Source organism: Bacillus sp. 16GRE42, from assembly GCF_019837435.1.
In the GTDB taxonomy this organism is placed as follows: domain Bacteria; phylum Bacillota; class Bacilli; order Bacillales; family Bacillaceae_G; genus Bacillus_A; species Bacillus_A wiedmannii.
Map to the genome: position 1 here is coordinate 133,255 of NZ_JADAXF010000004.1, position 12,983 is coordinate 146,237.

Consider the following 12,983-nt stretch of genomic DNA (forward strand, 5'->3'; position numbering starts at 1 on the left):
CTATATTATTTATCATACCAAAATAAAAAAGTCGTTCATCCCTCTAGGCGAGAGATAAACGACTTCGTTTGTTTTTATTAAAGCATAACCCCAACGATAATCGCTGATAATATACTTACTAACGTTGCACCGTATACAAGTTTTAATCCGAATGAAGATACAACGTTTGCTTGTTTGCCATCGATACTCTTCGTTGCACCTGCGATAATTCCGATTGATGAGAAGTTCGCAAATGATACAAGGAAGATAGATAAAATGCCTACTGTACGAGCTGATAAATCTCCAGCTACTTTACCAAGGTCAAGCATTGCAACGAATTCGTTCGTTACTAATTTCGTTGCCATAATTTGTCCTGCCGTTAGCATCTCTGATGTTGGAATACCCATTACGAATGCTAATGGTGAGAAGACATATCCTAAAATGCTTTGGAATGTGATTCCGAAAATTGAATCGAACACACCGTTAATTGCTGTAATTAATGCTACGAAACCGATTAACATCGCCGCTACTGTTACAGCGATAGAGAAACCAAGCATAATATATTCGCCTAACATTTCAAAGAATGTTTGTTTTTTATCTTCTTGTAATTCTAAAATATCGTCTTCTTCTTTCACTTCATATGGATTAATAATATGAACGATAATGAATCCACTGAATAAGTTTAATACAAGTGCTGTTACTACATATTTTGGATCAATCATTTTCATGTAAGAACCGACGATTGACATCGATACTGTTGACATTGAAGATGCACAAAGTGTGTATAAACGATTTTTCGGTAATTTGCTTAGTTGATCTTTTACTGTAATGAATACTTCACCTTGACCAACAATTGCAGCTGCTACTGCATTATATGATTCTAGTTTTCCTAAGCCGTTAATTTTACTTAATACGAAACCGACTGCACGGATGATAATCGGTAAAACTTTAATATGTTGTAAGATCCCGATTAATACTGCTAAGAAAATAATTGGTAATAATACTGTTAAGAAGAATGGTGCTTGTCCATCATTTGCTAAACCACCAAATACGAAATTAACCCCTGCTTCCGCAAATTTTAAAATAGCGCCAAACCCATCTGCAATCCCTTTTACTAATACAAATCCGACCTTTGTATTTAGTAAGAAATACGCAAGTACCAATTGGATGACAAGCATAAGTGCAATTGGTTTATATTTAATTTTCTTACGATCTGAACTGATAAGGAACCCTAGTACAAATACTACAAGTAAACCGACTAGAAACATTACGATCTTCATATGTGAATCCTCCACTTCTCCCACGAGTTATCGGTCGTATAACGTATAACGAATGACGTCTGACCATTTGTGTTAAAAAAATTTAAAACCCCTAAATACTATTCAACTTTTATCTAAAATCAGTAAGCGTTTACATAAATTGCAATTTATAAAAGGTAGCCTCTTCTCTCCTACCATACTTGAAAGTCTGAAATTGATACCACCTACAAATCAAATTGTAAGCGTTATCTAGTCGAAATGCAATATAAATTTAAAAAGATTTTTATATGTTAATATATTCCTAAATAATTGGTTTTCTCATGCAGATTTACCATAAAAAAAATAGCCCTAGCTATGAGCTAGGGCCATCTTTGTTTATAACATAACACCAACGATAATCGCTGATAGAATACTTACTAATGTCGCACCGTACACAAGGCGTAGACCGAATGATGATACAACATTTGATTGGTTTTCATCGATACCTTTCGTGGCACCTGCGATAATTCCGATTGATGAGAAGTTCGCAAATGATACAAGAAATACAGAAAGAATACCAACTGTACGAGCTGATAAATCACCAGCTACTTTTCCAAGATCCAGCATCGCAACAAATTCGTTTGATACTAATTTTGTTGCCATAATTTGTCCCGCTGTTACCATCTCTGCTTGCGGGATACCCATTACGAATGCTAATGGTGAGAAAATGTATCCTAAAATAGCTTGGAATGTAATACCGAACATGGAATCAAACAAGCTATTAATTGCTGTAATTAATGCTACGAAACCAAGTAACATTGCCGCTACTGTGATTGCAATCGTGAAACCAAGCATAATATATTCACTTAGCATTTCAAAGAATGACTGTTTTTTCTTATTTTCTAATTTCAGTGTATCTTCTTCTTCTGTAATATCGTACGGGTTAATAATATGAATAATAATGAAACCACTAAATAAATTTAATACAAGTGCTGTTACTACATATTTCGGTTCGATCATTTTCATATAAGAACCTACGATTGACATTGATACTGTCGACATGGAAGATGCACATAATGTATATAAACGATGTTTTGGGATTTTACTTAATTGATCTTTTACTGTAATAAATACTTCCGCTTGCCCAACAATGGCAGCCGCTACTGCGTTATATGATTCTAGTTTTCCTAGACCATTTACTTTACTTAGCGCAGTACCAATAGCACGAATAAATATCGGTAAAATTTTAAAGTGTTGCAGAATTCCGATTAAAACGGCAAAGAATACGATTGGTAATAACGCTGTTAAGAAGAATGAAACCTCTCCTTTATTAACAAGACCGCCAAATACGAAAACGATTCCAGCTTCCGCATATCCAAGAAGCGCGCCAAATCCATCTGAAATTCCTTTTACTAAAATATAACCAACTTGCGTATTTAATAAGAAATAACTTAACGCTAGCTGAATAACAAGCATAATTGCGATTGGTTTATACTTAATCTTCTTTCGATCGGCACTTATAAGAAAACCGAGTACGAATACAACGAGCAATCCTACAAGAAACATAACAAACTTCATTAATAAAATCCTCCATTTAACTCTTCATTAACGTTGAACGTCTGACCACTTGAAATAAGAAATAATCCGAACTTTCCATTTCTCCTCTAAAACCTTCAATCGGATAGGAAAGATCATAAAACCTCTTATTTCAAAGGCATTTTCCATTCTAACACAAATCACAACTCATATCCGCACTTTTCTTAAAAAAATACATTTTATTATAAAGCATTCATGAATGTTCGTCTTTTACATTATATAGCGAAACTTTAATCAGTGTCATCTCCACTGATTATCAGCCCGCATCAATCGAAAGTTTTACTGTTCACAAATAGCGGGATAAAACAAAAAAATGAGCATCAAGTTTCACTTGATGCTCACCTCATTATACTGCTTTTTCTTTATCAGCTACTGTTGGCTTATCCCAGCACTCTGTATTGCTCAAACCTGGAATAGACTCCGCATAGAACACTGGATCTTTTCCTTGTTTCTTTTGCTTAATATAATCCGATAACGCTGCAAAAGCGTACTTAGAAAGGAATACGATCGCCACTAAGTTAATAACAGCCATAATCCCCATAAATAAATCTGCTAAATCCCAAACGATTTGAATTGTTGCTACAGATCCTAAAACAACCATACCAAGTACAGCAATGCGGTATGCATTTAATAACACTTTACTTCCATTTAAGAATTCAATATTCGTTTCACCATAGTAGTAGTTACCTACTAATGAACTAAATGCAAACAAGAAGATTGCAACTGCTACAAATATAGAAGCCCACGGTCCGATATGTTGACTTAATGCTTGTTGCGTTAATTGAATTCCGTTTAAATCAGCCGCTCCAGGCACATCTGATAATAAAATGATAAATGCTGTACAACTACAAATTAATAATGTATCTGTAAATACCCCTAAAGTTTGAATGAAACCTTGTTTAACTGGGTGCGTTACGTTTGCAGTCGCAGCTGCGTTCGGCGCACTACCCATACCTGCTTCATTTGAGAATAATCCACGTTTTACCCCTAGTAAAATCGCAGCTCCTAATCCCCCACCTACTACTTCTTTAATTCCGAAAGCATGTAAGAAAATTTCTTTAAATACATACGGAATTGCCGTAATGTTTGTTACAACAACGAATAATGCCACTGCTACATATATAATTGCCATTACTGGAACAATCATTTCAACCGCACGTGCAATACGTTTTACTCCGCCGAAGATAATGATTGCAAGTAAACCAGCCATAAACAGACCTACAAACTTACCATCTGTGTTAAATGCTCCATCAAAAGCCGCTGCTACTGTGTTTGACTGCACAGCGTTGAAAATTAATCCGAAACTAACTGTTATTAGAACAGAGAAGACAACTCCTAGCCAGCGTTTCTTTAAACCCTTTTCCATATAATAAGCTGGACCACCACGGAATGCATTCCCATCTTTTACTTTATAAATTTGCGCTAATGTGCTCTCTACAAATGCAGAAGCACCCCCAATTACCGCAATTAACCACATCCAAAATACTGCTCCTGGTCCACCTGCTGAGATTGCGATAGCTACACCAGCTAAGTTACCAGTACCTACACGAGAAGCTGTACTCATACAAAAAGCCTGGAACGACGATACACCACTCTTCTCTTTTTGTTCTTTCCTCGTTTTCGAACTTGCCCCGTCCCCAAGCAATCGAATCATTTCACCGAAGTAACGAACTTGGACAAATTTCACACGAAATGAAAAGTAAAGCCCTAACCCAATTAACATCGCAATAATGATATATGACCAAAGGACATTATTTACATCCCCAATTACCTTAGCTAAAAAATCCATAATTGCATTGCCCCCTCTTCCTAACAATAAGAAAATTATATTCTAAAAACTTTTAGTAATCAAGAACTTTATGTTAGGTTTTATGACATGAACACGTTAAACTTCTTAACATATATGTTTTTTTTACGTAAAAATATAACCAGTACGTGCATTTATCCAATACTCAATCACTCATCACATTCGACCGGTCATGCTTTTAAGACAGTGCGTTCTCTACAAATAACGAGAATAATGAACAAACAAAATTATATTACTAATTACCTCTCACTCTTTTCATCATTCACTACAACAAAAAAGACGAGCATCGATTTTATCTCGACGCTCGCCTTTTCATTACACTGCTTTTTCTTTATCCGTTACCGTTGGCTTATCCCAACACTCTGTATTCGTTAAACCAGGAATAGAATCTGCACTGAAGACTGGATCTTTCCCTTGTTTCTTTTGCCTTACATAGTCTGCCAAAGCAGCATATGCAAATCGGCCAAGAAGCGTAATCGCAATTAAGTTTGTGATTACCATTAGTCCCATAAATAAATCCGCCATATTCCATACAACTTGAAGTGTAGCAACAGAACCGAATAATACCATTGCAACCACCGCAATACGGTAAATTGTTAACCAAGTTTTACTTTGTTTAATGAATTCAATATTCGTTTCACCATAATAGTAGTTTCCTAGAAGTGAACTAAATGCAAATAAGAAAATAATAATCGCTAAGAAGCTACTTGCCCACGAACCGATTTGTGAACTTAACGCCACTTGCGTTAATTCAATACCTTCTAAATTCGTTGCCTTATATGCACCAGAACATAGTACGATAAATGCTGTTGATGTACATACTAAAAATGTATCTACTAATACTCCAATTGTTTGAATAAATCCTTGTTTCGCTGGATGTGTTACATCCGCTGTTGCTGCCGCATTCGGCGCACTACCCATACCTGCTTCATTCGCAAATAATCCGCGCTGAATACCATATTTCATCGCAGCACCAATACCGCCACCTACAGCTGAATCTAAACCAAATGCACCTTTAAAGATTTCTGTAAACATGTCCGGTATTAAATAATAATTTTTAATAACAACGAAAACTGCTACTGCAATATAAATAAGTGCCATTGGTGGAACGATCATTTCCGACATACGCGCAATACTTTTCACACCGCCAAAAATAATAACCGCCACTAATGCAGCTAATGCAATCCCAACAATGTAACGCTCAATACCAAATGCATTTTTAAATGCTAAAGTAACTGTATTCGCTTGTACGGAGTTAAAAATTAAACCGTAACTAATTGTAATTAGAATAGAGAACCAAATCCCCATCCAGCGTTTATTTAAACCTTTTTCCATATAATAAGCAGGACCACCACGGAAGCCACTGCCATCTTTTATTTTATAAATTTGCGCAAGCGTACTTTCCACGAAACTTGAAGACGCTCCGACAATCGCAATAACCCACATCCAAAATACCGCTCCAGGTCCTCCCATAGAAATAGCTAACGCTACACCGGCTAAGTTCCCGATTCCAATACGAGCTGCTGAACTCATACAGAACGCTTGGAAAGAAGATACACTACCTTTTTTACGCGTCTTTCCAGTTAATCCATCACTCATTAGTCGAACCATTTCCCCTAAATGAGTAATTTGTACGAATTTCAATTTAATAGAAAAATAAAGACCTAAACCAATTAACATTGCAATAAGAATATATGACCAAAGAATTGTATTCGTTGATGAAACAAATTGCTCTAAAATATTCATACAATTAACCCCTCCTTTTCTCCATAAAACGAATTATATTTAAAAAACATTTAAAAATCAACATTTTTCGACAATTTGCAATTTCCAAATATTAGCCAGACACGAAGTAACAATATCTTTATGACTCTCCTCCCTCTAACTGTGCATACTAAAATAAAAAGTAAATCTACAAACTATCCCATTGACAAAAACACCAACCTGTAACTATAATGATTACATCAGGTTGTAACAAACCTTATTACAACAAATTCATTTACTTTCAGATATACACTTTAACAAAACACTTTGGAGGGATTTATTATGAAAATCGGAATCATCGGAGCAACTGGTAAAGCAGGAAGTCGTATTTTAAAAGAAGCATTAGATCGCGGACATGAAGTAACTGCAATCGTAAGAAACGCTGCAAAAATTACAGAAGAAAATATAAAAGTTTTAGAGAAAGATGTATTCGCTCTTACATCTAATGACCTACAAGCATTTGATGTAGTTGTAAATGCATTCGGCGCTCCAGCAGGAGAAGAACATCTTCACGTAGATGCAGGAAACGTACTAATTGAAGCTATGAAAGGTGCACCTAACACAAAATTACTTGTAGTTGGCGGCGCTGGAAGCTTATTTGTAGACGAAGAGAAAACAACGCGTGTATTTGATACGCCAGGTTTCCCAAATGAATACCTTGCAACAGCTCAAAACCAAGGTAAAAACTTAGAAATTCTGCAACAAACAAACGATATTACTTGGACATTCATCAGTCCTTCTGCACTATTCGCATTAGGAAAACGTACTGGTTCTTATACAGCTGGACAAGACAATCTTCTTGTTAACGCAAAAGGTGATAGCTACGTAAGTTACGAAGACTTCGCAGTTGCAGCACTTGATGAAATCGAAAATCCAAAACACGTAAACGAACGCTTCACAGTAGTTTCTGAAGCTGAGTAATAAAAAAAGCTCGTAAAACATAATGTTTTACGAGCTTTTTCTTATTATTGCACTTGTTCTAAGCCATTTGGAGTAATCTTGAAAGAAATTTCTTTAAACTTTTTCTTATCTCCTTTTCCTACTAACTCACTATTTTTATACCAAATTAAACGACCTAATTCGGCATGATACACTTTCACTACATCTCCATACTGGAATGAAGTTCCATTTACTTGCTCAGCAAAATTCTTTGAAGTTTCTTGTCCTTCTGCTGTTACATGTTTTTTCCCCATTCCGTTTTGATCATATAGCGTAATTCCCATATATAATTCATTCTTAAAGTAGCTATGAATTTGTTCATTTGTATACGTCACATGTAGTTTCTTATCGTCATGATTTACCGTTACAATAGAACGGATAACGTCACTAAGCCCTTGGTATACAAAACTGTCTCCATACGTTACTTCTAATGCTACTTCTGTTACTTGCTTATTTCCAAAACGATCTTTCGTTTCTACTTTCACTGTTTGCTGACCAATTTTTGTCGTATCTGGTTTCCCTACAAAACCTACCACTTCTCCATCTTTTACTTCAACAAATTTTTTCGCGTCTAACTTTTCAACATCTGTTCCGACTACTACTTGTTGCGGTTTCGCTGTTACTTCTTGCAACATATCCATTCTCTCAAAGCCTTTTTCTGTCACTTTGAAGAATAGTTCTTTTGCCCCTTTTTTCTCACCTTGACCAGTAAGGGTATTATTTTGATACCATTTCAAACGATCCGGTTCTGCGTGGAATACTTTTACTACATATCCATACTCGAATTGCATACCATTCACTTGCTTCGCAAAGTTCTCTGATGTTTCTTGTCCCTCTGCTGTTACATGTTTTTTCTCTTTTCCATCTCGATCGTATAACGTGATACCCATGTATAACTCTTTATTAAAATACTCATGAATCTCGCTATCCATATCAGTCACATGGAATTTCTTCTCTTCGTGCTTTAAAGTTACAATTGAAGCAATATCATCGCCATATCCTGCGTATACAATACTATCTCCATAAACCACTTCTACAGGTACCTCTGTCACTTGCTTATTCCCAAAACGATCTTTCGTTTCTACTTTTACTGTTTGCTTTCCGATCTTCGTTGTATCAGGATTCTCCACAAACCCGACTACTTCTCCTTCTTTTACCTCAACAAAGTTTTTCACATCTAACTGGGCAATGTCCGTTCCGACTACTACCATTTGTGATCGTGCCGTTACTTCTTGCAAACCATCTTTTAATTCAAAGCCTTGCGGAGTAATTTTAAAGAATTTCTCTTTTTTATTTTTAGCTTTCCCTTGATCTACAAGTTCGTTATTTCGGTACCATTTTAAACGACTCGGTTCTGCATGGAATACTTTTACTACATCACCATATTCAAAATTCAATCCATTTAGTTCCATCGCAAATCGTTTTCCACTTTCTTGCCCTTCTGCTGATACATTTTTCTTTTCAATCCCATTTTGATCATATACTGTTAAACCTATATATTTTTCTTTATCAAAAAGGTAATGTATTTCATTACTAATAAAAGCGACATGTAATTTTTTTTCATTGTGACGAAGCTCCACTGTCGACATTACATCATTTGAAATTCCTTGAAAAATCATACTGTCACCATAAACAGCATTGACTGGAACAGTAATTAAATTTTCATTCCCTTTTTCATCCTCAATTTCTACTAACACTTCCTGTTTTCCACTCTCTAATTTAGACCATATAATCTTACCTGTTACTTTTACATTCTCACCTAAATTTTGAACAAGTTTACCCGCTTGCTCTTCATCAAAATTGGTACCAACTACAAGGTTTTTTACCTCATTAGCAGGTTCACCATACGGAACTTTATACGGTTCAACTTGCTTCTCGCGAATATCATTACTATCTGTAGCTTTCCATATTTCTTTTTCTAATTTAGGTAAATTTAATTTTTCTATTTTTTCTCTAGTCTCATCACTTGGAGTTAATCCCCATTCTTTAAAGAAAGGAACTAAATTTTGTCCTGCCACTTTTGATGTCATATAAACAAACATTTGCTTTTTCTCTTCATCAGAAGTAGGCAATTCCTCCTTAGGTAACATACGATAAGCTTGATGCAGTCTCGGATAAAAATGTTCTCCGTAAACAACATTTAATTGCCAAAACATTGTAAGAGGATCAAATTCATCAATTATTCTTTCTTCTATAGGTTTCTCTAAGTACTCAAATGACTTTTTATAGTGCCCATCCATTTCTAATTCATTTCCTAATGCTTTTTGCACCATTAAAGAATAAATATTGACTGTTACTTCTCCAATAGCATCCCAATCCCAAGGACTTTGCTGATGTAGATGTCCAACTTCATGCCATGGTCCCCAGCCATCCTTTTCAAGCACTTCTATATCTAAAACTCTATTCATTGCGCTTGGAATATATCCTGTATGATAATTTGTTGCAAACATAAAATCATCTTCAGCAGGCTTCCGTTTTTCAACAAACTGAACATAATGAATTGGAGATTTCGCGAGTCCAATTCCACCCTCTGATAAACCAGCTACTGCATTTTCTATTCGAATAATCTTATCATGCAATTTCATTAACTCTATCGGGCTTGTGTTTTTCATAAACTTTTGTATAGAGCTCGGACTAGCAGTAACTAAACTCCGCTCACCTTTTAATTCAACCGCATAAGGATCTTTATATTTCTTTAACATTTCATCCCAATCTTTTTTCGTATGCTTACCTAAAATAAACAAAGGAAAATGGCTACCACCCTTCGTAACTGAAGCAGTTACCTCACCTTCGTTATTCATATTGTAAAAATATAAAATACCACCTCTTGGCGATGAAATAACGTTTTTTCCAGGTTTTAAATCAAATTTTTCAGGTGCCTCTTCATCATAAGATCTCGTTCCTATGAAAGCTTGAATAGACTGTGTTCCTTTTATTTCAACTGTAATTTTTTCATTTGCCGCTGCATAAATTCCAGTCGGTTCATTAACAGAAAGATCAAAAGTTACTTTTAATCGTTCTGTTTCCTTGTCTATATCCCCTTTTCCAGGTACCTGGAACGTCCTTTGCTCAAATTTGTTCTCTTCCAAATTCCCACCTTTAACCTCTTCTAAAGGTGCTGCATATCCTTTCGATGCTTCGAAAGCTACTGGCGATAATAATGTAGATATACATATTCCAGCTACTAATACCCTACTCGTCTTTTTCTTCGACATAATCTGTGTCCCCTATTCCTTTATTTAGAGAAACTATCCTATATATTCATTTAATAAGACATCCTATTATTTTTATAAAAACATTTAACGAATAGACTAACACCTCGCACACCTGTATCAATTACTACCGCATTCCTCTCAATGTATTCGCTTTCTTACATTATAGAATTTTTATGTACTGTATCCCCCTCACTTCTCTCTACATAAAAAGAGAATAGTAAAAGATATATTTCAGTATTGTCATCTATACATCTAAAATTGTGAATAATAATAGAATCTTACATTTTCTTCATATATGACCATCAATAGGTAGTTTTTCCAACTGAATTTTACACGCTTTCTACTTTGTTTGATAGCCTTTCCAATCAGAATAATGTTACGATTTTGTGAATACAATCTATTAATTGTAACGTTTGAATTTTAGTATATTTATATTATTTCTAAATAGAGTTCAAACTGTATAAACAGTAATTTTATCCCGCATTTAATTTTTTCAATATAATTTTATCAGCCATATAAAAAAGCACTGGCACAAGCCAATGCTTTTTCATTATCTCTTTTGATTCGGTTTATGTGGTTCATTTGGAGTATGTGGTTTATTATTATCATGACCATTTGTTGTTTTCCAACTTACCGATAACTCCGGACTTGTTTTTTCTTCACTACGCTCAAGTAATACAACTGCATTTTGAATAGTCGGTGTCCCTTTATGTGCAATCCCTTGTAACTTTGTTAAATTCCCTAATACTTTAAAGCTAAACCCACCAGCTGGTGTTTGTTTCGGAATTAAGATGCGGAACTTTTCTCCTACATTAAATTCCGTTTTTGCTTCGCCCTTTTCATTTACAAATTTCGCGCCTTCTGGTGCACCTGTTGCTTGCACTTTATATGTTCCGCTTTTCGCATTTGTTTCTACTGTATATAAACCTGTTTCAAAGAAATCATTTTTCAACACTGCTTGTTGCTCTTCTGACGGCACGACACTCATCGTAATTTCTTGTAATTCTTCACTAGCGCTTGCCTTTGCAACGATATCTTTCGTTACCTTTTCTACATTTTTATTTCGAAAATCTAAATCATTAATATCAATTTGTTTTAACGCATTCCATACTGCAAGCTGCGTTGCATAATGCGCTTCTCTCCAATCAGAAACACCTAATTCTTGTGGGCTCTTTTGTGGATATCCATTTAATAGTACACGATACACATTAATATCCACTTTCCCCATTTCCGGTAAATCTTGACCGCTTGGAGATTTCAAATCTACATTTAAGCAAAAGGCAATTTTACCATCTGCTGTTTTAATAAGCTCTGTTCGAATTGGTTTCTTCTTTGACTTACTATAACTCCAATCCATTTCATACTTTGTATGATCCATAACTTCCGCGAATGCTTGTTGAAGTGGAAATAATAAGTTCGCAAATACAAATAAAACACTCAAAAAAGCGGCCATTAGCTTGAAAGATCTTTTTATATTCATGTTTACAACCCCTTATGAAATAACAAATTTTCTTCTGTTTATTATTTAGTTAGAAACTTTTTTTATGCATAAACAAAACAAAAAAGAGTGCAAACTGTTTGCACTCTTTCTCTCCACTATAAGTTTAGAAATCAAAGTTATCAGGATCTGGACCAACACGATGATTTTCATTTAACGCATCGATTTTCTCCATATCTTCTTTCGTTAATTCAAAGTTAAACACATCAGCGTTTGCAATGATACGGTGTTCTTTCGTTGATTTCGGAATTGTGATTACTCCATTTTGAAGATCCCAACGTAAAATAACTTGAGCTGTCGTTTTACCGTGTTTCTCAGCAATTGCTTGTAATGTTTCGTTATCTAACAATTGACCTTGCATTAATGGTGACCATGCTTCCATTTGAATACCTTGTTCTTTACAGAAAGCTTGTAATTCTTTTTGTGTCAAACGAGGGTGGTATTCTACTTGGTTAATCATTGGCTTGATTTCCGCATCTTTCATTACATCTTGTAAGTGATGAACTTGGAAGTTACTTACGCCAATTGCACGTACGCGTTCTTTTTTATAAAGTGTTTCTAATGCTCTCCACGTATCTTTGTATTTCCCTTCTACAGGCCAATGAACAAGATATAAGTCTAAATAATCTAGCTCTAATTTTTTTAAGCTCTCTTCATATGCAGCAAGTGTCGTTTCATATCCTTGATCTGCATTCCATACTTTTGAAGTAATAAATAAATCTTCTCGAGAAATCCCTGCTTCTTTTATACCAGCACGAATTCCTTCTCCTACAGCTTTCTCGTTTCCATAAATCGCAGCTGTATCGATACTGCGGTATCCTGCTTTAATCGCCGATTTTACAGCTTCTACAAGTTCTGGTCCATCTTCTACTTTAAATACACCTAAACCGAACCAAGGCATTTCTACACCGTTATGCAATGTTGTTGTACTTTGTAAATTTTTCATT

General features: G+C 35.2%; 8 protein-coding genes. 1 reads left to right on the forward strand and 7 read right to left on the reverse strand.

Annotation, left to right across the window (positions count from 1 at the left end):
- Positions 1 to 77: 77 nt before the first annotated feature.
- From ILS93_RS21230 to ILS93_RS21245, 4 genes are all read right to left on the reverse strand, one after another.
- Entirely contained in the window at positions 78 to 1,259 is a 1,182-nt protein-coding gene (locus ILS93_RS21230; RefSeq protein WP_098273268.1) for a NupC/NupG family nucleoside CNT transporter, read from the reverse strand.
- A gap of 354 nt (positions 1,260 to 1,613) precedes the next feature.
- A complete protein-coding gene (locus ILS93_RS21235) occupies positions 1,614 to 2,795 on the reverse strand; it encodes a NupC/NupG family nucleoside CNT transporter (RefSeq protein WP_000673848.1) in 1,182 nt (393 codons plus the stop codon).
- Positions 2,796 to 3,159: 364 nt separating this feature from the next.
- Positions 3,160 to 4,602, reverse strand: coding sequence for an alanine/glycine:cation symporter family protein (locus tag ILS93_RS21240; protein WP_088047823.1), 1,443 nt, complete (start codon positions 4,600 to 4,602; stop codon positions 3,160 to 3,162).
- 333 nt (positions 4,603 to 4,935) lie between these two features.
- Positions 4,936 to 6,366, reverse strand: a complete 1,431-nt coding sequence (locus ILS93_RS21245; RefSeq protein ID WP_064476242.1) for an alanine/glycine:cation symporter family protein — start codon at positions 6,364 to 6,366, stop codon at positions 4,936 to 4,938.
- Positions 6,367 to 6,666: 300 nt separating this feature from the next.
- Between ILS93_RS21245 and ILS93_RS21250 the strand changes: the two genes are divergently transcribed.
- Positions 6,667 to 7,305, forward strand: coding sequence for an NAD(P)-dependent oxidoreductase (locus ILS93_RS21250; RefSeq protein WP_048542416.1), 639 nt, complete (start codon positions 6,667 to 6,669; stop codon positions 7,303 to 7,305).
- A gap of 44 nt (positions 7,306 to 7,349) precedes the next feature.
- Here ILS93_RS21250 and ILS93_RS21255 read toward each other — a convergent pair whose 3' ends face one another.
- The 3 genes from ILS93_RS21255 to ILS93_RS21265 all read right to left on the reverse strand — a co-directional run bounded on the left by ILS93_RS21255 (position 7,350) and on the right by ILS93_RS21265 (position 12,982).
- The gene (locus ILS93_RS21255; RefSeq protein ID WP_222661220.1) at positions 7,350 to 10,538 is read right to left on the reverse strand and encodes a putative mucin/carbohydrate-binding domain-containing protein; all 3,189 of its coding nucleotides are present in this window, start codon (positions 10,536 to 10,538) and stop codon (positions 7,350 to 7,352) included.
- A 550-nt stretch (positions 10,539 to 11,088) separates the two neighbouring features.
- A complete protein-coding gene (locus ILS93_RS21260; protein ID WP_064476240.1) occupies positions 11,089 to 12,018 on the reverse strand; it encodes a thioester domain-containing protein in 930 nt (309 codons plus the stop codon).
- 124 nt (positions 12,019 to 12,142) lie between these two features.
- On the reverse strand, positions 12,143 to 12,982 hold the full coding sequence (locus tag ILS93_RS21265; protein WP_261784295.1) for an aldo/keto reductase: 840 nt from the start codon (positions 12,980 to 12,982) through the stop codon (positions 12,143 to 12,145).
- Position 12,983: the final 1 nt, after the last annotated feature.

Coding starts and splice junctions, on each gene's coding strand:
- ILS93_RS21260 (WP_064476240.1), bottom strand. CDS start 12,018: ATGAATATAAAAAGATCTTTCAAGCTAATGGCCGCTTTTTTGAGTGTT.
- ILS93_RS21255 (WP_222661220.1), bottom strand. CDS start 10,538: ATGTCGAAGAAAAAGACGAGTAGGGTATTAGTAGCTGGAATATGTATA.
- ILS93_RS21245 (WP_064476242.1), bottom strand. CDS start 6,366: ATGAATATTTTAGAGCAATTTGTTTCATCAACGAATACAATTCTTTGG.
- ILS93_RS21240 (WP_088047823.1), bottom strand. CDS start 4,602: ATGGATTTTTTAGCTAAGGTAATTGGGGATGTAAATAATGTCCTTTGG.
- ILS93_RS21230 (WP_098273268.1), bottom strand. CDS start 1,259: ATGAAGATCGTAATGTTTCTAGTCGGTTTACTTGTAGTATTTGTACTA.
- ILS93_RS21235 (WP_000673848.1), bottom strand. CDS start 2,795: ATGAAGTTTGTTATGTTTCTTGTAGGATTGCTCGTTGTATTCGTACTC.
- ILS93_RS21250 (WP_048542416.1), top strand. CDS start 6,667: ATGAAAATCGGAATCATCGGAGCAACTGGTAAAGCAGGAAGTCGTATT.
- ILS93_RS21265 (WP_261784295.1), bottom strand. CDS start 12,982: ATGAAAAATTTACAAAGTACAACAACATTGCATAACGGTGTAGAAATG.